General features: G+C 61.6%; 18 protein-coding genes. 11 read left to right on the forward strand and 7 right to left on the reverse strand.

All coding sequences use genetic code 11. The features are described from left to right. Positions 1-330 precede the first annotated feature (330 nt). Positions 331-2,142 carry an EAL domain-containing protein gene (locus tag K0M74_RS16410; RefSeq protein WP_293974887.1) on the forward strand — a complete coding sequence of 604 codons (1,812 nt, stop codon included), beginning with the start codon at positions 331-333 and terminating at the stop codon, positions 2,140-2,142. A 620-nt stretch (positions 2,143-2,762) separates the two neighbouring features. Here K0M74_RS16410 and K0M74_RS16415 read toward each other — a convergent pair. The 4 genes from K0M74_RS16415 to K0M74_RS16430 form a co-directional block, all read right to left on the reverse strand. Further along, positions 2,763-3,074 carry a hypothetical protein gene (locus tag K0M74_RS16415; protein WP_293974890.1) on the reverse strand — a complete coding sequence of 104 codons (312 nt, stop codon included), beginning with the start codon at positions 3,072-3,074 and terminating at the stop codon, positions 2,763-2,765. Positions 3,075-3,468: 394 nt separating this feature from the next. Continuing rightward, on the reverse strand, positions 3,469-3,990 hold the full coding sequence (locus K0M74_RS16420) for a hypothetical protein (protein ID WP_293974893.1): 522 nt from the start codon (positions 3,988-3,990) through the stop codon (positions 3,469-3,471). 131 nt (positions 3,991-4,121) lie between these two features. Next, positions 4,122-4,772 (reverse strand): PilZ domain-containing protein, encoded by a 651-nt coding sequence (locus tag K0M74_RS16425; RefSeq protein WP_293974895.1) that lies wholly within the window; start codon positions 4,770-4,772, stop codon positions 4,122-4,124. Positions 4,773-4,885: 113 nt separating this feature from the next. After that, entirely contained in the window at positions 4,886-5,572 is a 687-nt protein-coding gene (locus K0M74_RS16430) for a response regulator (RefSeq protein ID WP_293974898.1), read from the reverse strand. An 81-nt stretch (positions 5,573-5,653) separates the two neighbouring features. On the opposite strand from K0M74_RS16430, the gene K0M74_RS16435 reads away from it, so the two are divergent. Both K0M74_RS16435 and K0M74_RS16440 read left to right on the forward strand, forming a co-directional pair. Then, positions 5,654-7,687: an EAL domain-containing protein gene (locus tag K0M74_RS16435; protein ID WP_293974899.1), complete on the forward strand. Its 2,034-nt coding sequence runs from the start codon at positions 5,654-5,656 to the stop codon at positions 7,685-7,687. After that, positions 7,681-8,091 carry a BLUF domain-containing protein gene (locus tag K0M74_RS16440; RefSeq protein WP_293974900.1) on the forward strand — a complete coding sequence of 137 codons (411 nt, stop codon included), beginning with the start codon at positions 7,681-7,683 and terminating at the stop codon, positions 8,089-8,091. The genes K0M74_RS16435 and K0M74_RS16440 overlap by 7 nt, the downstream gene beginning before the upstream one ends. A 24-nt stretch (positions 8,092-8,115) precedes the next feature. On the opposite strand, the gene K0M74_RS16445 is transcribed toward K0M74_RS16440, so the two are convergent. Continuing rightward, entirely contained in the window at positions 8,116-9,648 is a 1,533-nt protein-coding gene (locus K0M74_RS16445) for an ATP-binding protein (RefSeq protein WP_293974901.1), read from the reverse strand. A 404-nt stretch (positions 9,649-10,052) separates the two neighbouring features. Between K0M74_RS16445 and K0M74_RS16450 the strand changes: the two genes are divergently transcribed. After that, positions 10,053-11,003 (forward strand): sensor domain-containing diguanylate cyclase, encoded by a 951-nt coding sequence (locus tag K0M74_RS16450; protein ID WP_293974902.1) that lies wholly within the window; start codon positions 10,053-10,055, stop codon positions 11,001-11,003. A 33-nt stretch (positions 11,004-11,036) separates the two neighbouring features. Here K0M74_RS16450 and K0M74_RS16455 read toward each other — a convergent pair whose 3' ends face one another. Next, complete coding sequence (locus tag K0M74_RS16455; protein ID WP_293974903.1) at positions 11,037-11,282, reverse strand: conjugal transfer protein TraD; 246 nt, start codon at positions 11,280-11,282, stop codon at positions 11,037-11,039. 430 nt (positions 11,283-11,712) lie between these two features. Further along, entirely contained in the window at positions 11,713-12,210 is a 498-nt protein-coding gene (locus tag K0M74_RS16460; protein ID WP_293974904.1) for a MarR family transcriptional regulator, read from the reverse strand. A gap of 270 nt (positions 12,211-12,480) precedes the next feature. On the opposite strand from K0M74_RS16460, the gene ectA reads away from it, so the two are divergent. The 7 genes from ectA to K0M74_RS16495 are packed head-to-tail and all read left to right on the forward strand — an operon-like array spanning position 12,481 to position 19,745. Continuing rightward, positions 12,481-12,984, forward strand: a complete 504-nt coding sequence (ectA, locus tag K0M74_RS16465; protein ID WP_366932692.1) for a diaminobutyrate acetyltransferase — start codon at positions 12,481-12,483, stop codon at positions 12,982-12,984. 4 nt (positions 12,985-12,988) lie between these two features. Next, positions 12,989-14,293: a diaminobutyrate--2-oxoglutarate transaminase gene (gene ectB / locus K0M74_RS16470; RefSeq protein WP_293974906.1), complete on the forward strand. Its 1,305-nt coding sequence runs from the start codon at positions 12,989-12,991 to the stop codon at positions 14,291-14,293. Positions 14,294-14,309: 16 nt separating this feature from the next. Continuing rightward, positions 14,310-14,723, forward strand: a complete 414-nt coding sequence (locus tag K0M74_RS16475; protein WP_293974907.1) for an ectoine synthase — start codon at positions 14,310-14,312, stop codon at positions 14,721-14,723. Positions 14,724-14,755: 32 nt separating this feature from the next. After that, positions 14,756-15,676 (forward strand): ectoine hydroxylase, encoded by a 921-nt coding sequence (gene thpD / locus K0M74_RS16480; protein WP_293974908.1) that lies wholly within the window; start codon positions 14,756-14,758, stop codon positions 15,674-15,676. Then, on the forward strand, positions 15,673-17,115 hold the full coding sequence (locus K0M74_RS16485) for an aspartate kinase (RefSeq protein ID WP_293974909.1): 1,443 nt from the start codon (positions 15,673-15,675) through the stop codon (positions 17,113-17,115). The genes thpD and K0M74_RS16485 overlap by 4 nt, the downstream gene beginning before the upstream one ends. 21 nt (positions 17,116-17,136) lie before the next feature. After that, positions 17,137-18,414, forward strand: a complete 1,278-nt coding sequence (locus K0M74_RS16490) for an MFS transporter (RefSeq protein WP_293974911.1) — start codon at positions 17,137-17,139, stop codon at positions 18,412-18,414. Beyond that, a complete protein-coding gene (locus K0M74_RS16495) occupies positions 18,411-19,745 on the forward strand; it encodes an MFS transporter (protein ID WP_293974981.1) in 1,335 nt (444 codons plus the stop codon). The genes K0M74_RS16490 and K0M74_RS16495 overlap by 4 nt, the downstream gene beginning before the upstream one ends. Positions 19,746-20,167 lie beyond the last annotated feature (422 nt).

Consider the following 20,167-nt stretch of genomic DNA (forward strand, 5'->3'; position numbering starts at 1 on the left):
CATCGGGTTAATCGCCGCAGCACGTGAATGGAGGTGGCGTTTACCGGCCTCTGGTTCGCCTCCGCCTTGGCATTCCTGCGCTCTTTGCGCACAAGCGCGGCGGACGCCAGCGCATGACAGGAGGCCAGATCCTACCTCGCCGTCGGATGCATGCAATGCTACCGGGTCGTCAAGCCGGTCCAGGGGACGGAACAATTCGCGCCTCAAGCGGGTTTGAAGGTAAATCTTAAGCCCTCATCAGGCAGTTATAGCCATGGCTCAAACCACAACTCGGCAGTCGTCGCGTCACTCGAGAAAAGGGTGCTAGCGCTTCAGAACATCATCCTCGAGATGATCGCCAAGGGCAAACCTCTGGCCGACACCGCCTCGCGGCTGTGCCTTGAAGCGGAGAAGCTGGCTCCAAGCGCGATTTGTTCGATCCTGACAGTCGACGACCGCGGCATTATCCACCCCCTCGCCGGTCCAAGCCTTCCTACCGCATATTCTGCAGCGCTTGATGGTATCAAGATTGGCCCCACCACGGGATCTTGCGGCACCGCCGCCTATCTGCGGTCCGAGGTAACGGTGACGGACATCGAAACGGACTCGCGTTGGGCTGATTATCGGCATCTGGCCTTGCCGATCGGGCTTCGCGCCTGCTGGTCCAGCCCGATCCTTGACGCGGCTGGCGAGGCGTCCGGCACGTTTGCATTCTACTATCGCGATTGCCGGGGCCCCACCGAAGCCGAACGAGAAATCGTCCGGCAATGCGTCCACCTTTGTGCCATCGCTCTCGACCGCGAGCACCGCATGCATGTTCATCGACAGCGCGCCTTCACCGACGCGCTCAGCGAGCTGCCAAATCGCGCCGCGTTCAATGCGGCGCTGGGCACACTCGATTGCGGCACGCCAGGCGATTGGGCGCTTTTCATCATTGATCTCGATAATCTGAAGGTCGTGAACGACACCTTTGGTCATCATGCCGGTGACTGCCTCCTGAAGGTCGCAGCGCAGCGCATAGCCAACGCGGTTGCGCCGGATCCGGCCTTCCGGATTGGCGGCGATGAATTTGCAATCATATTGCAGTCCCCGAACACGCTGGCGGATCTCGAGCGGACGGCCGAGAATATTCTCGCTGTCCTCGCCGAACCGGCTCAGTGCGCAGACCATATGATTGTTCCACGCGCCACAATCGGCGGCGCTGCCCTGTCCCCCGGCGACCGGGTCGCGGAGCGCGTCCGCCAGAATGCCGACTACGCCCTTTATCATGCTAAGGACACCGGGCGCGGAGGTTTTGTGCGCTACTGGCCTGGCCTCGGGACAAATATTACGCGTCGTCTCGGAAGTATCCGCGATGTCGATGCGGCGCTCCGCGATCATCGGATTGACGCTTATTATCAACCGGTCGTGCGGCTCGACACGCGTGAAATCGTCGGTCTCGAGGCCTTGTGCCGAATGCGCATCGGCAGCCAGGTCGTTGCGGCCGCCGATTTTCAGGAAGCGACCAATGATGTCCACGTCGCGATGGCGATGACGGCGCGCATGATGGCGATCGTGGCGGCAGATGTCCGCGCCTGGCTCGACATGGGCATCCCGTTTCAGCACGTCGGCCTCAATGTGTCTTCGGCGGACATGCATGGGGGCATGCTCGACCGTCGCCTGGCCGACGCGTTCGGACACGAAAATGTCCCGCTCGAGCATGTGATCCTCGAAGTGACCGAAATGGTTTATATGGGCGAAGGCGACCGCATCGTTCAGCGCGCAGTCGAAGCGCTGCGCGCCAAGGGTCTGCGCGTCGCTCTGGACGACTTCGGCACCGGCTATGCCTCGCTCACTCACCTGCTGACGGTGCCGGTCGACATCATCAAGATCGACAAAAGTTTCACTGCCCGCCTTGCGCCGGGTGACGCGAGCCTGGCCATCGTCGAAGGTCTCCTCCAGATTGCGAGCAAGCTCGATATCCGAGTTATCGCCGAGGGTATCGAGACGGAAGGCCAGGCACGACAACTCCGTGCCGCAGGCTGTCACCTTGGGCAAGGTTACCTATATTCGAAGGCTGTCGATCGCGATGCGACGACGGCGCTGCTCTTGAGACATGCCCAAGGCCTGACGCGCCCTGCGCCGCTGCAAGCCCGGGCTCGTAAAGCCATGCCTCGTCGCTGATCCGAATGCCCGGCGACAGATATATGTCTGACTGGACAGGATTGTCGTCGTGATGCGAAGTTCCGGGATCGCCAGCCACTCTGGCCTTTCCTGCGATCGGAAGAGTTGCCGAGGTGTTGCATCAAAACAGCCCGGAAAAGTCGCGTCTCGCTGGCGCGGCCTGTATCTTGGTCTGCTACTCACCCCGGTATCTCCCGCGCGCTATGTCACGGCGACGGTTACGCTTGCGCCGCAGCGGAAGGCAAAATATATCGCAGCGGCCGCCATCGCGAGGAGAAGGACCATCTTCATAGCGCAGCGGCGGTCAAGCTGATGCGCTTTGAGCACTTGGTCAGATGTGGCTGGTGGCGGCAGTCGGCTCTTGGACGCCGCTAATCCAAAGCCGTCAGCCGAGCGAGCATTTTGAACGCCTTGGCGGGCACGGACCGATACAAGGGAACGATTGCTGCAAAGGGTCGTAGTCTTCAGCGGTGGGCAGTTCGCCCACCGTGGGAGAAAGAAAATGAAGAGGCTTCTGACAATTTTCGTGCTTGGCAGCTCGATGCTGGCGCTATCTGCTTGCAACACTGTTGATGGTGCAGCGAAAGATGTCGACTCGGTTGGCGACTGTGCTGATGGAGTTAAGGGCAACTGCTAGGGCGGCGCGGACTAATTGGCGTCGACCTACATTCGCGTTTCAATGGAAAGCCGCCGAACTGAGTTTGTCGGTTTGGATGGCAGGACGGCGAAAAGCGGCCCAGCGAGGCCTCTGCCAAGAAATCGCTGCCGAGGCGAAGGGCGACAAAATCTACGGTGCGCGCCCCACCGTAGGCGACGTGCGCCGTGATGTCGAAGCCGAGACGCGTGCGCTCGCTCTTAGACGTCTGCAGCGCAGAGATCTGGGCGACCGGATCGGACGTATCATGCACCGAAAGCACGGTCGGCTTTTGCATGCAGCTCACAAAGCGCACCGGCCACTCGTGCCGGGCCAGTCTTCATTCCCGGGGAATATTATAAAGGCTCGCCCACTTGCGGCGGTCGCGGGGTTTTCTGTCCATGTCCAAATAGTCTGGGCAGATAGGAAAGTGACAGAGTTTTGCGTGGATCGGCGCAATCATCGATGTATTTCCGGCTAGCGAGCGCCGCGGCGAATTGAAACTCTGCAGCCATAAGCACAGCCTTTCGGCTCAGGCGCAAGGATCATCTCGAACGCACCCGCCGTCTGATCAGCATCGCGTCGCCACCGGCAACGCCGCCAATTGACCGTAGATGACGGTTGCTGCGCCCACCGCACAGACGCGCTTACTGCTGAATGACGGAACCGTAAGAACCGGACCAGCGTTGCTATCACGTCACGCAGGAGCCAGTACAATGATCGCCGATTCCAAAAACACTGACGCGCCGGAGGGGGTAAATCGGGCACAGGATGACGAGGACGCGCAGGCACAGTTTGTCGCCGAAGCGGCCCGCAGCGAGCACCCGTTGGCGGACAGCAAAAAACCAGCGTCCAGCGATGAGACCGACGACGTGCAAGACGTCGTTGATCACATGCATCAGATGGAACGCTCTGGTCGGATCGACATGGACGCATATCGCGGCGAACGCAGCGATGACGACGAGCCAGGTCAGCTCGGCCCGGGCGGCGACGAAGACGAAGGGCCGCGAGGTCCTGAGTGACGTCATCGCGTCGTCGCATCGTTGAAAGACGTTCTGCTGGGCGGCACCGTTGGCGCCTGTATTTGGTATAGTCGCGACGCTCAGGAGAATTCCGAAAATCAAAGTTTTGACGGCGGAGGCGATCGCGAGCGCTGCAGCGCTCGCCAGAATTTTGCCGGTGGCCTGCGAATGGCGGGGGTCTAAATCACCCAAGAGATGGCGATGCCGATGCCAGCGATGGACTTCTGAGCATTTGAGGGCGGCGGGCGCTCCCGCCCTCACCTGAGCCCGCTGCGAGCCGATTGCCAGGTCGCCAGCATTTCGCCACCCCGGCCCTAAAACTATCACACGCCAGCACGTGCGAGTTTGCCCGTCGACCCAAGGTCTTGCAATGAAAACGGGGTTAGCAAAGAAATACCTGCCTGCCCCTCTTGCGACCAGCGCACAACGCCTTCGCGTTCGCCAATAATGCCGAGGACAAACTTCACTCTCAGGCCTTCTTGCAGGCTGCCATCATGGCGGACCATCAGGCCGCGCAGCGAAATATTCTCTATCTGAACGTTTCGCGTCCCAAACTCACCCCTGGCAATGGCCTCGGTCGAGCAATGAAGGCGTAGCGGACGGTCGCCGCCCCGGACGCTGTCGGCGAACAGCCGCACCAATGTGGCCGCACTGTCGATCGGATAGGCAAGCTGCACGCCGCAGTTTTGGCCGTCGTGCCACACGACTTTTCCCTTCAGCCGAATGGCCTCGGACAAATCAATTTGCAAGTCCGCGCCGGGAGCGATGCGCAACTGGATAGCGAGCATTAGCCCTTCATCGGAAATATTGAGAACCCGCGCGAAGCCCTCTTCGCCCGCCACTGAAACGCGCGCGACACGAAAGACGCTGCGCTGACGGGGCTGCGAACGCTTGTCGTCACCCGGCGATTGATCGTCGGTAATCGACCCGTGCCACGGATCGCTGCCGTACGTGTTTAAACTGTGCGTGTTCATCCAATGCCCCTTCCAACGGCAAAGTTAAAGGTGCTGCGGGGAATTGATAGCTGTGGGAACTACCACAGCGCCAAGTCATGAAATCTTTAAACTTATGCGGTGACATGGCCGCGTTACTGAGCGCGATTGTCCGCGTCCTGCTTTGCATGCCTCGACAGGTCGAGCGTCCGCTCCGCTTTGGCGACCAGCGCGACAACCTCGGCGATGCTTTTCAGCCGCAGCTTGGTCAGCGCATTTTTCCGGTGCATCTCCACGGTTCGCACACTCAGGCCGAGATGATGGGCCGCCAACTTGTTCGGGGATCCGTCGAGCAAGGTTGCAACGACATCCTTTTCACGCGCCGACAGGGAATCGAGCAGCGCGCGGGCGTGTGATCGTGCCGCCGCGGTTTCCTGAAGCGCGCCCAGCATGCCAAAGGCTGCTGACAGCGCCTGATCGAGCAACCCGCTTTCGAAAGGTTTCTCCAGAAACTCGATTGCGCCCATCTTTACCGACCGCACCGCCGTCGCGATGTCCCCATGCGCGGTCATCATGATCACCGGCCACAACACATCGCGGCAGCGCAATTCTACCAGCATCTGGAGACCGTCCATTTTCGGCATGCGTAGATCGAGCAGAATGGGCGCCGGCTTTAACGTCGGCAAATGATCGAAAAAATCGTCCGCTGCCGCAAATGGCCACGCCCGAATATGGGATGTGCCGAGCAAGAAATGGAGTGACTGACGAACGTCAACGTCGTCATCGATCACATAGACGTTTCGGCCAGACGATCCGTCCGGTTCGTCCCGAATTTCGATCATCGATTCACCTGCAATGGCAACTGCTGTGGCTGGAAGGCGGTGCGCCCTACACACATTACGGCGAAGGTTAATAATGGTTGCATGCGGCGCCCCGCAATAACCCGACCTAGCCCTTGCAGTATCTGTCGTGCATGCCGGACGCTTGAGGCATATGAATGCCGCCGAAGGGGGAACAAGTTGCGATCGCAGGACTATATCGAGGAGCCCGGCACCGAGACCTCGCAAGCTTCCTATCGCCGCCTGGCGATTGCGCGGTACAATATTTTGGACAGCGCCGCCGAGCGCGATTTCGATAATCTGACCGTGCTCGCAGCTAAGGTGTTCGGGGCCAGTTTCGCCGCGATCAGTTTTATCGATCGCACCCGGCAATGGTTCAAAGCCGAACACGGCCTCGGTGTTGCCGAGACCCCAATCGAGCAATCCTTTTGCGCGCACGCGCTTGAAACTCCCGGTATATTCCTGGTCAAGGACGCCTCCCTGAACCCGATGTTTGGCGCAAATCCGCTCGTGACCGGTCATCCCCATATCCGCTTTTATGCCGGCATGCGGGTGCTTGCGAATGACAGGACACCGATCGCCGCAATATGCGTGATGGACCCGGTGCCACGCCCCGACGGCTTGACCGAAGCCCAACGACTGACGCTGCAAATTCTAGCGTCGCAGGTCGAATCGCTGCTTGAACTGCGGCATGCCGTAATTCTGCAAAAGCAGCAGGTGGCGCTGCAAAGGACGTTGTCGCGGCAGCTTCGGCACATGTCGAACCACGACGAACTGACCGGTTTGCCCCGCCGCAACCTGTTCCGCGAAAAGCTCGATGCGGCGCTGGAAGAGGCCAAGCGATCGGGGCGCCGTGCGGCGGTCATGACCGTCGATGTCGACCATTTCAAACAGATCAACGATAGTTTTGGCCATGATGTTGGCGACGCGCTGCTCTGTGCCTTTGCTAAACGGTTTCGGGCTGCCACGCGCAAAACCGACACCGTGGCGCGTCTTGGCGGCGACGAATTTGGGCTCGTCATTCCCGACATCGGCCCCAGCGACGACCTGAAAATGCTCGTGCGTTCGCTAGGTGATCGCTTGCACAAACCGTTCAAGCACAATGGGCGGGTCATCGATTGCGAGGCCAGCATCGGTGTCGCAATCTATCCTGACCACGCGACCTCCGCCGACGATTTGATCAAGTGCAGCGACCTTGCTCTGGCCGCTGCCAAAAGATCGCGCGGCTGCTCGGCCATCTTTTCGCTCGCGATGGCGGAGGATTTCGACCGTCAGGCGCGTATACTTGAGATCGCGCGTGCGGCGATCTCCGCAAATGAATTGATCCCGCATTATCAGGCCAAGGTGAGCCTGGCGACGGGCCGGATCGTCGGCTTTGAAGCATTGGCCCGCTGCAAACAGGCTGGCGCGCCGCCGCTGCTGCCCGAAATGTTCGCGCACGCCTTTAGCGACGGCAAACTCGCGGCTGATATCAGTCGGCAAATGCTGGCGCAGGTGCTCGATGACATCCGGCACTGGGTCGATGTCGGCGCCGCGTTCGGCCATGTCGCGATCAACAGCAGCGCGACCGATTTCAAAAGCGATGATTTTGGCGAACGGCTGCTGGACGCTATCGACACCCGCGGACTGGACCCGGCGATGATCGAACTTGAAATCACCGAAGGCGTCTTCCTGGGACGTGGGACCGAGCAGGTGACGCGGGCGCTGGCGTTGCTAAGCGAGCGCGGGGTGCGCATCGCGCTCGACGACTTCGGGACGGGCTTTGCGTCGCTGACCCATTTGAAGCAATTTCCTGTCGATGTAATCAAGATCGACCGCTCGTTCGTCGCTGGCGTTGCGACCCGCCCCGACGATGCGACCATCGTGCGGGCGCTGATCGGGCTCGGGAAAAGCCTGGGGATCGAAACCGTGGCCGAAGGCATTGAAACGGTTGAGCAGGCGTCCTTCCTGCGCCGTCACGGATGCGATCTGGGGCAAGGTTTTTTCTACTGCACGCCTGCCCCGGCAGCCGACGTTCCGTCGCTGATCAAGCGAGCGATGCCGGATTATATGCCGGCGAAACTTCACATGCCTGCGAAACATCCAACAATGCGCGGAAGCCTCTCGCTGGCATGCTGATCTCGACGCTCTATGTGAGCCGCAGCCTCATCGAACCGGCGCGCGCAACGGCCGCCGTGGCCGATTTGGTGGAGGCGTCGATCGCAAACAATCTGCGCCGCGACATAAGCGGCGCATTGTTGTTCACCGGGGATCACTTCGCCCAGATAATGGAAGGCCCCGAGGATAACATCGCGGCACTGATGACGTCGATTGAGCACGACGAACGCCATCAGAGCGTGACGGTTATCCGTCGTACGCCGATCCGCGAACGAAAATTCCAGGATTGGGCTTTGGCGTACAATGGGCCGTCGTTGTTTATCGCACGCCACGTTGCGCGCGTGTTGGCAAGTCCGCCCGGCGTGGACAAGCAGCGCACCGCGCGCTGGCTGACCGATATGATGTTGGAACTCATGACTGTGTGACATCAGGCGAAGGCGGCGCCTTGGCTATCCCGCGGTCTCCTCGACGTCAGCCCGTGCAATCGGCAGCGAGAAGCGGAATTCCGAGCCTGCATCGGACGAATGTTCCAGCCAGATGCGACCGCCATGTGCCTCGATGATCGTGCGCGATATCGACAGGCCGAGGCCCATGCCGCCTTCCTTGATCGTGTCGGACCAGGTGAAAATGCCTTGCGCCGCTTCGGCCGAAACGCCCGGCCCCGTATCGCGCACTGCAACAACGATCTCGTCAGCGGTGGTTTCGGCCGAAATCTTGACTTCCTGCTGCTCCAGGTCCGACACCGCCTCGCAGCCGTTCCGCAGAAGGTTGATAACGACCTGCTGAACTTGGGTACGGTCCGCCATTAGCTTCAGATTGGCAGGGATGGCATAGCGTAATTCGGTATCGATCGAGCAGGCACTGCGCACCAGATTGATCGACTCCTTGACGACGGCTTTCAGCTCGAAGGTTTCGCTGGCGCGAACGCGGCGATCGGTCAGGTCGCGCAGCGTGCGAATGATCGCGCCGGCGCGTTTGGCGGCAATCTCGATCGAGTTCAGCGCCTGCCGCACCGGGGCATTGTCGATATCGCTGCCGTCCACCAGGCGCAGGCATCCGGCGGCGTAATTGGCAATCGCACTGAGAGGCTGATTGAGCTCGTGCGCCAAGGTCGTCGCCATCGTCCCCATAGCATTGACGCGCGATGTATGCACCAGTTCGGTTTGCAAGGTTTGCAGCGCCGCCGCGGCCTCCTGGTGTTCAGTGACGTCATACCCTTCGCAAAATATGCCAACAATATTCAGATCGGCATCGCGCACTGGTTCATAAACGAAATCGGCGTAGCGCCGAACCATCCGCCCGCCCTTTGCACCTTGGAGATCGAAGGCGACCGTTTCGCCGCGATAGGGCACACCCGTCTGGAACACCCGGTCGAGTATGGCGACAAAGCCCTGCGCGGCAATCTCTGGCATCGCCTCGGCCACCGTCAGGCCATCGAGCTTTCTGTCGCCGACGAACCGGCGATAGGATTCATTAGTAAAGGTGATCCGGTGATCGGGGCCTTCTGACGTCGCGATGAAGCCCGGCGCATGTTTGTACAGCGCGCGCGATTCGGCCGGATTGCTGCGCGGGCGCACGGCCTGGCCGTCAAGAGGATAGAAGGACAAGATATGCTGGCGACGCGCCCCTGCATGGTCGCGCACCGGATGGAGCAAAGCGCTCATGATATATGCCGACCCATCGCGCCGACGACAGGTCAGTTCCCATGTGGTTGGCTGACCAGCCTCGAGCAGCGTCTCGATTGTCGCGACGCTATCCGCATCGGTAATGTCCGAGAACACCTCCGCCGCGGATCGCCCCAGCACCTCGGTATGCGAGAGCGCGGCCATGGCGAAAAAGCTGGGATTTGCGATCGCGACACGATGGTTTTCGCGGGCGACGTCGATAAACAATATTGGAATGCAGGAATTCTGGATCGAAATTACCAAAGGACCAGCGGGATTGCCCCGATCGCCGCCCTGCGGTTCGATTGTCGCTGTCATCCCACTTATCCCTGGGCCATGCCGCCCTCCAACAGAGCGGCCTGCTGATCCGCGCTGTCGCTCAGCGCCGTCGATAAAATCTGCGTGCGCGCAGGATAGCATGTTTCCGCGATTGGCGATGCGAAGTTGTGCAGCGGCCCATACCGTAGTTTTCCCGTGTCGCGTGGTTGACTGTGGTTAACACCGGGGCCGCTATCCGTTTCTTTCCGAAGGTTGGTCCCTTCGAACGACGGCGGATCAGCCCCACTTGATCCGCCGTCACCAATTCCAGTGCGCACGTGCCGGCACAGCAATTCAACGGTCGATTTGCGGCGGCTCAACCCGTCGCAAAGTCGCCCGGTCTTCATCGCTTGTTAGCCACACGGCGGCACTGCACCTTGAACATCCGATTTTGGAAATTCATGATGAAACAGTGGACTAACTCCGACATCTCGGCGGCGGAGACCTTGAGACTGATTGCGGAGCATTCGATCGACGTCATCGCGCAGGTCAGCGACGACATGCGGTTCCGCTATATCTCCCCATCGTCCGAACGGCTGTTTCAGCGGTCCGTGGAGGACGTCATTGGACGGCACATCTCCGAATTCGTGGTCCCCGAAGATCTAGCGATTATCGCTGCGGCACGGCAAGACGTGCTGCGGCAAGCGGTCGATAATACGACCGTGACGGTCCGGGTAATCCGCGGCGATGGCAAGATCATTTGGGTCGAGGTCGCGTCGCGGCTGATCGCGACGGCGCCGGATGGCGCGCCCGGTGACCGGGCGGTCATCATGCGCGACATTTCCGATCGCAAGGCGCTGGAGGACGAGCTGCGATCGATGGCGATGCGCGACGGACTTACCGGCCTCGCCAACCGCCGCGCCTTCGACGAAGGGCTGGAAAGCCAGTGGCAGCGCACATCGGCCGAAAAGTCGCAAATGTCGCTGCTACTGATCGACATCGATCATTTCAAAGAGTTCAATGACACCAACGGCCACCAGGTCGGCGACGACTGCCTGCGCAGTGTCGGAGCAGCCTTGCAATCCTCGCTCGCCGGTTCGGGCGGTCTGCTCGCCCGTTATGGCGGCGATGAGCTGGCGATCGTGCTCGGCGATGCCGACAGCCGCAGCGCAGCATTGACGGCCGAGCGCGCCCGCGCGGCCGTTGAAGCACTGGAAATCCCGCACGGCGCGACGACAAGCGGTGTGATTACGATCAGTCTTGGAGCAGCGACCGCATTTGCCCGCGACGGCGGATCGGTAGCGATGCCGCACGCGCTCCTCGCATCGGCCGATCGGGCTTTATACATGGCGAAGGAAGCGGGCCGAAACTGTTGTCGCACGACGTTGCTGTTCGCCAAAACTGCATCAGGTTGAAAAGGCACGGCGGCCTTGCGCTTTGCTTACTGGTCAGACGGCAGACTGATCCGCGCCGCTGAAAAAAGCAGCCCCCCGCAACGCCCAGCCCATCCGCTGGATATCGCTGTCGCTCTCAGAAGCTTCGAGTAGCGCGCCGGCCAGAATGTCGAGCGGCAGATGGTCGGCACCTGTCGCCGCCACAACATCACCCAGCAACTTGTTTTTCCGTATGGCCAGTTCCGGCAGCCTTGCTGGCCCCGACCGGAGAATGGCTACGACATTATTTATACGATCCACGACAAAGAGCCCTTCTGATCAACATATAGAGTAGCTTGGCGGCGGCGATGCCGGCGCTTCCTCGGCCACCATGTCCTGGAATGCGTTAATCGTAACTGCCCGCCAATACCGTAAAACCACCGGGGTCTCGCCCCGTTCGCCGGCCCAGAAGCGGTCCTTGCCTGTCTGTCGCGCGACACCCGGACGCGTGCCATCGCGGCCATTTCCTGATCAAATCCCGTTTGATCGCGAAGCCGGGCGTAGACGATGCTCGCGATCCAGAATGAAGCGGATGGCCCAAATCTGCCTCGGCTTCAGCGAACGCTTGGTTCCAACCCTCCACCCTGCGTTCCATGCCGGGCCCGGTGGAAACGATCGAAATGCACAAATGACGGACAGAACCCTCAGCTTGGAAGTGCGCGGCGCCGACGTAGCGTAGGTCAATGCCACTCTATTGCGCGTCGCGGACGCCCGACCGGTCGATGATTCCGGTGTCGAGGAGGGGTGCCGCATCGAGGTCGCCTGCTCCCAAGATGACAGCGAGCCGCTCGGTGCCAGCCAAAATCATCGCCTGTTCCCAAGTTGGAAGCGCAGCGAAGCGCTCGGCGAAGATTTCCTGCAACATGTCGGGAGCATCGGCGAGCCTCTGGCTCCCTTCCGCTGTCGCGTTGAGAAGGATCTGCCGCTTGTCGCGCTCGCCGCGCGTCCGCGTAATTAGCCCCAGATCGACGAGCCGGTCGGCGATGGCGGTGATCGTCGCGTGGCTGAACTGAAGCCGCTGGGCGATTGAGCCCGGGGTGGCTTCGTCGCGCGCCTCGACTTCGCGAAGCACGAGCAACTGCGATGGCGTGAGCCCGGTTGCCGCGGCGAGCTTGCGATTGCCGCCGTCGGTCGCGCGCAAAATCCGGCGTAGCGCTTTCAGCGTGGCATTGGCGATCGCGGCTTCCATCCGTCCCTGTTAGCCGCGCGGCGCCTGCGCACCAATGGCAAAATTTTTGTCGCGGCAAGCGGCAATATATTTCAGGTAATGAATCATATTATCCGCTCTGGGGTTGATTGCTCAGTCAAAAATCCTATATTTGCGTCACATTATGCTCAGCGCTTCAGGGTCTGCTTGGCAACTTATTTCAGGAGATGAATTATTTTAGATCGGCAAAAGGACGATGCGTCCTTGCCCTCGCAACCGGATTTGGATGCTGAGCCCTCGTCGCAGGCCGCGCTGCATTTTCGCCCGCCGGTCAGCACTGACGGCCCGGCGGTGACCGCGCTCATCTCGCGCTGCCCGCCGCTCGATCGCAATTCGGCCTATTGCAACCTGATCCAGTGTACGCATTTTGCAGATCAGTGCGTGATCGCTGAACTCGGCGACCGGATCGTCGGCTGGGTTTCGGGGCATCGCCCTGCGTCGGACCCGCGTGCTTTCTTCGTCTGGCAGGTTGCCGTCGCGGCCGAAGGACGCGGCAAAGGTCTGGCCAGTCAAATGATCAAGTCGCTGCTCACGCGGTCCGCGCAACACGACGTCACGCATCTGATCACGACGATCACCGACGGCAACAAGGCCTCATGGGCGCTCTTTCGCGGCCTTGCCCGCGATTGGGACGCCGAGTTGGAGCGCACCGCGCTGTTCGAGCGCGAGGCGCATTTCGCCGGCGCCTATCCGACCGAATATCAGGCCCGCATCGGGCCATTGACCTTTAGCAAGATTCAGAAAGCCCAGGGGTAATTAAATGAATATGTCACCGAAACCGTCCGGCACGATTCCGGACCGAAAAATCTATGAGCGACGCGAATCCGGCGTGCGCAGCTATGCGCGCTCGATGCCGCGTCAGTTCGGCAGAGCCCAGGGCGTGTGGATGCACGACGATCAGGGCGGCCGTTACCTGGACTTCCTGTCGGGTTGCTCGACGCTCAACTATGGCCATAATCATCCGCTGCTGAAACAGGCGCTGCTCGACTATATCGCCGCCGACGGCATCACCCATGGCCTCGACCTTCACACCGACGCCAAGGAGGACTTCCTGCGCGCGTTCGAAGAGGTGGTCCTGACCCCGCGCGGGCTCGATTATCGCATGATGTTCACCGGCCCCACCGGCACCAACGCGGTCGAGGCCGCGATCAAGCTCGCCCGCAAGATCACCGGGCGCGAGATGGTCATCGCCTTCACCAACGGCTTCCACGGCATGACGCTCGGTGCGCTCGCCTGCACCGGCAACGCCGCCAAGCGCGGCGGCGCCGGGGTGCCGCTCAGCCATGTCGCGCATGAACCCTATTATGATTATTACGGCCCGGAGGTCGATACCGCCGATCTGCTCGAACAACGCCTGTCCGACCCGTCGAGCGGTCTCGATGCGCCCGCCGCAATTCTCGTCGAGACCGTTCAGGGCGAAGGCGGCCTCAACGCCGCATCGCCCGAATGGCTGCGCCGGATCGCCGAGATTGCCAAGGCGCATGGCGCGCTGCTGATCATCGACGATATTCAGGCCGGGTGCGGCCGCACCGGCGGCTTTTTCAGCTTTGAAGGCATGGGCTTCACCCCCGACATTGTCACGATGGCGAAATCGCTGTCAGGCATGGGACTGCCTTTTGCGTTGACGCTGTTCCGTCCCGAACTCGACCAGTGGTCGCCGGGTGAGCATAATGGCACCTTCCGCGGCAACAACCACGCGTTCGTCACCGCGACCGCGACGCTCCGCCATTTCTGGAGCGGCGACGATTTCCAGCGCGACGTTGCGCGCCGCGGCGCTCTGCTCGAAACGCGGCTCGACCGGATCGCGGCCGAGCATGGTTTCGAAACGCGCGGACGCGGAATGATGCGCGGCGTCAGCACCGGGTCGGGCGAGCTCGCTTGTGCGGTCACCGCGGCCTGTTTCGACGCCGGGCTGATCATCGAGACCAGCGGCGCGCACGACGAAGTGATCAAGGTGCTCGCGCCGCTGATCATCGACGACGCGACGCTCGCGACCGGGCTCGACATCCTCGAAACCAAAATCCGTCAGGCGATGGCCGCCGATTACGCCGTCGCCGCCGAATAACGCAGGAGAAAACACCATGATCGTTCGCAATTTGAACGCCATTCGCAAGACCGACCAGAATGTCCGCTCGGACGGCTGGGCCAGCGCCCGCATGCTGCTCAAGGACGATGGCATGGGCTTTTCCTTCCACATCACGACGCTGTTCGCGGGGTCGGAGCTCAAGATGCACTATCAGAACCATCTGGAATCGGTGTTCATCCTGAAAGGCACCGGCACGATCGAGGATCTGGGCACGGGGAAGACACACAAGCTGGAACCCGGCGTGATGTATGCGCTCAACGATCATGATCGCCATATCGTGCGCCCCGAGACCGACATATTGACCGCCTGCGTCTTCAACCCGCCGGTCACCGGCAAGGAAGTGCATGATGCGAGCGGCGCTTATCCCGCCGACACCGCACCTGCGCGCGAACCCGTTCCCGCCAACTGACATCCATCCAGACCAAGAAAGGGGGGCGTCCCATGACCGACATCTACCCATCCCGCCACGCGGCCACCGCCGAGATGCGGCCGCGCCAGGATCCTGTCCTCCATAGCGAATGGAGCGACGATGCACCGATCGGCGTCGAACTGGCCGCACAATTCGACCGTGACGGCTATATCGTTCTGGAAGATCTTTTTTCGGACGACGAGGTCACTTTTCTGCAGCGCGCCGCCGGGAAGCTGCTCGCCGATCCGTCTGCGCTCGACGACGACACGATCGTCACCGAGCCGCAGAGCAAGGAAATCCGCTCGATCTTTGAAATTCACCGGCAGAACGCGGTGATGGCGCGGCTCGCTGCCGATGCGCGGCTCGCCGATGTCGCGCGCTTCCTGCTGGGCGACGAAGTGTATATCCACCAGTCGCGCCTGAACTACAAACCGGGGTTCAAGGGCAAGGAATTTTACTGGCACAGCGATTTTGAAACCTGGCATGTCGAAGACGGCATGCCGCGGATGCGCGCGCTGTCGATGTCGATCCTGCTCGCCGAGAACACCCCGCACAACGGGCCGTTGATGGTCATTCCGCGCTCGCACAAAACCTATCTGACCTGTGTCGGCGAGACCCCCGACGACCATTATCTGAGCTCGCTGAAAAAACAGGAATATGGCGTGCCCGACGAGGACAGCCTGGCCGAACTGGCGCATAAGCATGGCATTGTTGCGCCCACCGGCAAGCCGGGTACGGTGATCCTGTTCGACTGCAATCTGATGCACGGATCGAACGGCAACATCACCCCCTTCCCGCGCGCAAATGCGTTCCTGGTCTATAATGCGGTCAGCAATCGGCTGGAAAAACCGTTCGGGGTCGAAAAGCCCCGGCCGTGGTTCCTCGCCAATCGCGACGAACCCGCGCCGCTGACGCCGCAACGCGGATCACTGGTCGAAACGGTTGCGGCATGACCAGGCGGCACAGCGTCGAAAAGATCGGCGGCACGTCGATGGCGGCTACCGCGACATTGTTCGACAATGTCCTGATCGCGGGTCGGTCGGGCGCCGATCTCTATAACCGCATCTTTGTCGTCTCGGCCTATGCCGGGATGACCGACCTGCTGCTCGAGAACAAAAAGACGGGCGTTCCCGGCGTTTATGGGCGCTTCGTCGCCGATGACGCCGCCAACGGTTGGCGGGGCGCAATGCGCGAGGTTCATCATGCGATGCACGCGCGCAACGCCGCAATGTTTGCCCGTGACGAAAGCCGCGCCGAAGCCGATGCCTTTGTCGATCGCCGGATCGCCGCGGTCACCGCCTGTCTCGACGATCTTGCCCGGCTGCGCAGTCATGGCCGCTTCTGCGTCAAGGAGCAGCTGATGACGGTGCGCGAACTGCTCGCCGGAGTGGGCGAAGCGCATAGCGCGCACAGCACCAGCCTGTTGCTGCGCGACCGCGATGTGAACGCCCGGTTCGTCGATCTGACGCTATGGGATCAGGATGACCTCAGCAGCCTCGACGCGCGGATCAGCGACGCGTTCGCCGACATCGACCTGACAACCACCCTGCCGATCGTCACCGGCTATGCGGGCTGCGAGGGCGGCATGGTGCGCCGCTATGCGCGCGGCTACACCGAAATGACCTTTTCGCGGCTCGCGGTGGTCACCGGCGCGCGCGAGGCGATCATCCACAAGGAATTTCACCTGTCGAGCGCCGACCCGAAGCTGGTCGGCGAAGACAAGGCGCGCAAGATCGGACGGACCAACTACGACGTCGCCGACCAGCTCGCGAACCTTGGCATGGAGGCGATCCATCCCGGCGCGGGGCGCGGCCTGCGTCAGACCGATATTCCGCTGCGGGTGCGCAACACCTTCGACCGCGAGGACGAAGGCACGCTGGTGACGGGGCACTATGTCTCCGACGTTCCGCGCGTCGAAATCATCACCGGCATTCGCCACATGCAGGCGCTGCAATTTTTCGAACAGGATATGGTCGGGGTCAAAGGGTATGACGCAGCGATTCTCGACGCGCTGGCGCGCCACGGACTGTGGATCGTCAGCAAATCGTCGAACGCCAACACGATCACCCACTATCTGCTCGCCAGTGCCGATGCGGTGAAAAAGGTGATCGCCGATCTGCAAAAGGAATATCCCGACGCCGCCATTTCGGCCCAGCCGGTGGCGATGGTGTCGGCGATCGGCAGCGACATCTCGCGCCCCCGCCTGGTCCCCGATGCGCTGCGCGCGCTCGACCATGCCGGGATCACGATGATCGCGATGCAGCACCAGATCCGCAATGTCGATATCCAGTTTATCATCGAAAGCTGCGACTTCGACATAGCCGTCCGCGTCCTTCACCGCGCCCTGATCGAGGACGAGGCGCAAGTGGCAAAGGACCGGCGCGCCGCTTGATGCGGCGGTCGAACTTATCCGATGTTTGCCACTATCCTGCCGGTACGAAGCCTGCTGATCGCCATCTTTGTGATGATGGCGGGCAGCGGCTTTCTGTCGACGCTGATCGGTCTGCGGCTCGACCGGGCAGGCAGTGGTACGATGGTGGTCGGTCTGGTGGCCACCGCCTATTTTGCCGGTTTGGTCATCGGCGCGCTGCGCGCGGGCGAGGTTGTGCGACGCGTCGGCCACATCCGCGCCTTTGCAGCGTTTGTAGCGCTGCTTTCGGCGAGCACCTTGACCTATGCACTGTTTCAGCATCCCCTCCTTTGGGGCGGCTTGCGGTTGATCGACGGGTTATGCGTCGCGGGGGTATTCATCTGCGTCGAAAGCTGGCTCAACGACCGCGCCGACAGCGACACGCGCGGCGCCGTGCTCGCGGGTTATATGGTCGCGCTCTATTCGGGGCAGGCGCTCGGCCAGCTTTTCCTGCGCACCGGCAACACCGCGCCGCATGTTCCGTTCGAAATCGCTGCCATGCTGATCTCGCTCGCGATCATTCCAGTCTGCCTGACCCGCAGCCCCGCGCCGATGCTGGACGACGCCGCTGCGCTGCCACTGCGGCGCCTGTTCGAAGCATCGCCGCTCGGGGTCGCGGGGGCGGGCATGACCGGACTGCTGCTCGGCGCCTTCTATGGCCTTGCCGCCATTTACGCCCGCCGCATCGGGCTCGATCTTGGCGACACCGCGACCTTCATGATGACGGTGATCCTTGGCGGCGTCGCGCTGCAATGGCCGCTCGGGCGCCTGTCGGACCGCTACGACCGGCGGCGCATCATCATTTCCTGCTTTGCGGCCACGCTGGCGGTCAGCGTCATGCTGGCGATGCAGCCGGTCGGGGTCGTCCTGCTCGCCCTTGGCGCGGCGTTCGGCGGGCTCAGCTTTGCGCTCTATCCGCTTTGCGTGGCCTTCGTGAACGACCGGCTGCTCGCGTCGGAGCGTGTCGCCGCCAGCGGGCAGCTTGTCCTCCTCTATTCGGCCGGCGCCGCGCTCGGCCCGCTCGGCGCCGCGGCGGCGATGACGCTGGCAGGCGCTGGCGGGCTCTTCCTCTTCATCGCCGCGGTGGCGGCGGCGATGCTCGCCTTCGGCCTGTGGCGCCTCGCGATCAGCGACCCGGTCCCCGGCGCCGACCAGCAGGATTTCCAGATCCTGCCGCGCACCACGCCGGTCGCTGCGCTGCTCGATCCCGCCGGCCCCGCCTCCCTCTCTCCGGCGACGAAGCCCGATTTGCAAACAGGTGACACATGGACGAAAAGATGATCCCAGCGCCGGGACAACCCGCGCCCTTTGCCAAACCCTCACCGCTTAACCGCGCCGTCGGCGCGTCGGCGCTGGGCAATGCGGTCGAGTGGTTCGACTATGGCATTTACGCCTATGGCGTGACCTATATCTCTGCCGCGCTGTTTCCCGGAAACACCGAAGAGGCGGTGCTGTTCGCGCTTGCAACCTTTGCGATCTCCTTCCTTGTCCGCCCGCTCGGCGGACTATTCTGGGGCCCGCTCGGCGACCGCATCGGGCGCAAGTCGGTGCTCGCGATGACGATCCTGTTGATGGCCGCGGCAACCTTTGCCGTCGGGCTGATCCCCTCATACGAAAGCATCGGTTTCTGGGCACCGACGATCCTGATCATCCTGCGTATGCTGCAGGGCTTTTCGACCGGCGGCGAATATGGCGGCGCGGCGACCTTCATGGCCGAATATGCCCCCGACGACCGCCGCGGTTTCTATGGCAGCTTCCTCGAATTCGGGACGCTCGCCGGATTTTCCTTCGGCGCCGCGCTGATGCTCGGCTATTCGCTGCACCTTGGCGACGAAGCGATGCGCGAATGGGGCTGGCGCATCCCGTTCCTGATCGCCGGGCCGGTCGGGCTGGTCGGCATGTATCTTCGCTCGAAGCTAGAGGACACCCCCGTCTTTCGCGAAGAATTGGCATCGGCCGACCGCCGCAAGCCGCCGGGCATCGCCACGATGATGCGCGAATATTGGCGGCCGCTCTTGGTCGTCGGCGGGCTGGTCGTCGCGCTCAACGTCGTCAACTATTCGCTGCTCAGCTATATGCCGACCTATCTGCAACGGCGCATCGGCCTGTCGAACGAAGAGGCGCTGATCGTGCCGATCATAGGCATGCTCTTCATGATGATCTTTCTGCCGTTCGCGGGCGCCTTGTCCGACCGGATCGGGCGGCGGCCGATGTGGCGCTGGTCGCTGATCGGCCTGCTTGTTTTCGTCGTCCCGCTTTATATGCTGATAGGCACGGGCTTTGCGGGTGCGGTTGCAGGTTTCCTGTTACTCGGCCTCCTCTATGTCCCGCAGCTCGCGACGATCTCCGCGACCTTTCCCGCCATGTTCCCCACCGCAGTGCGCTTCGCGGGTTTCGCTATCGCCTACAATGTCTCGACGTCGATCTTTGGCGGCACGGCTCCGATGATCGGCAGCGGGTTGATCAGCCTGACCGGCGACCCGCTAATGCCCGCCTATTATATGATGATCGCGTGCATTGTCGGGCTGGTCGCCCTGCGTTTCATGCCCGAAACTGCGGGAAAATCTCTCCGCGAAGATCCCTTTGCGCGGCCTCTGGCGGTCACGCCATAGGTGAAATCTTCACTGGGCGATAGCGACCTGCACCCAGAATTCTGGACCGTTTCGAGCTGGAAAATCCCAGTTATGATCCAATGGCCATAATACAGAGGTTGTGAGGCGCCGTCATCCGGGATGAAGCTGCCATGACCCGGCACGGCTTGGCGCAGACACCATCCAGAGCAGACCCGCGCCTGAAAGCGGACCTGCTTGCGCCGGTGCTGCCCCACGATCTGCAAAACCGCTTTCCCCTAGCTCAGCATATGATTCCCGCGGTTCGGGCATCGCCGACTTTCCAACGCCTATCGGCGTCCAAAACTCTCAACGAAAACAGGCATCACCCTGTCGGGTCCCATTGTGCGAAAAGCGTCGTTCACGATCTTTAGCGATAAGAAACCATGCCCACCATACTCAGCATTTGGAAAAGGAAGCAGTCC

This window comes from Sphingopyxis sp., from assembly GCF_019459305.1.
Classification (GTDB): Bacteria; Pseudomonadota; Alphaproteobacteria; order Sphingomonadales; family Sphingomonadaceae; genus Sphingopyxis.

What these genes read in the sequence shown, in the direction of transcription:
- K0M74_RS16425 (WP_293974895.1), bottom strand. Translation starts at nt 4,772, where the DNA reads ATGAACACGCACAGTTTAAACACGTACGGCAGCGATCCGTGGCACGGG.
- K0M74_RS16430 (WP_293974898.1), bottom strand. Translation starts at nt 5,572, where the DNA reads ATGATCGAAATTCGGGACGAACCGGACGGATCGTCTGGCCGAAACGTC.
- K0M74_RS16445 (WP_293974901.1), bottom strand. Translation starts at nt 9,648, where the DNA reads ATGACAGCGACAATCGAACCGCAGGGCGGCGATCGGGGCAATCCCGCT.
- K0M74_RS16450 (WP_293974902.1), top strand. Translation starts at nt 10,053, where the DNA reads ATGAAACAGTGGACTAACTCCGACATCTCGGCGGCGGAGACCTTGAGA.
- thpD (WP_293974908.1), top strand. Translation starts at nt 14,756, where the DNA reads ATGACCGACATCTACCCATCCCGCCACGCGGCCACCGCCGAGATGCGG.
- ectB (WP_293974906.1), top strand. Translation starts at nt 12,989, where the DNA reads ATGAATATGTCACCGAAACCGTCCGGCACGATTCCGGACCGAAAAATC.
- K0M74_RS16485 (WP_293974909.1), top strand. Translation starts at nt 15,673, where the DNA reads ATGACCAGGCGGCACAGCGTCGAAAAGATCGGCGGCACGTCGATGGCG.
- K0M74_RS16495 (WP_293974981.1), top strand. Translation starts at nt 18,411, where the DNA reads ATGATCCCAGCGCCGGGACAACCCGCGCCCTTTGCCAAACCCTCACCG.
- K0M74_RS16415 (WP_293974890.1), bottom strand. Translation starts at nt 3,074, where the DNA reads ATGCAAAAGCCGACCGTGCTTTCGGTGCATGATACGTCCGATCCGGTC.
- K0M74_RS16440 (WP_293974900.1), top strand. Translation starts at nt 7,681, where the DNA reads ATGCTGATCTCGACGCTCTATGTGAGCCGCAGCCTCATCGAACCGGCG.
- K0M74_RS16460 (WP_293974904.1), bottom strand. Translation starts at nt 12,210, where the DNA reads ATGGAAGCCGCGATCGCCAATGCCACGCTGAAAGCGCTACGCCGGATT.
- K0M74_RS16410 (WP_293974887.1), top strand. Translation starts at nt 331, where the DNA reads ATGATCGCCAAGGGCAAACCTCTGGCCGACACCGCCTCGCGGCTGTGC.
- K0M74_RS16490 (WP_293974911.1), top strand. Translation starts at nt 17,137, where the DNA reads ATGTTTGCCACTATCCTGCCGGTACGAAGCCTGCTGATCGCCATCTTT.
- K0M74_RS16435 (WP_293974899.1), top strand. Translation starts at nt 5,654, where the DNA reads ATGCGGCGCCCCGCAATAACCCGACCTAGCCCTTGCAGTATCTGTCGT.
- K0M74_RS16475 (WP_293974907.1), top strand. Translation starts at nt 14,310, where the DNA reads ATGATCGTTCGCAATTTGAACGCCATTCGCAAGACCGACCAGAATGTC.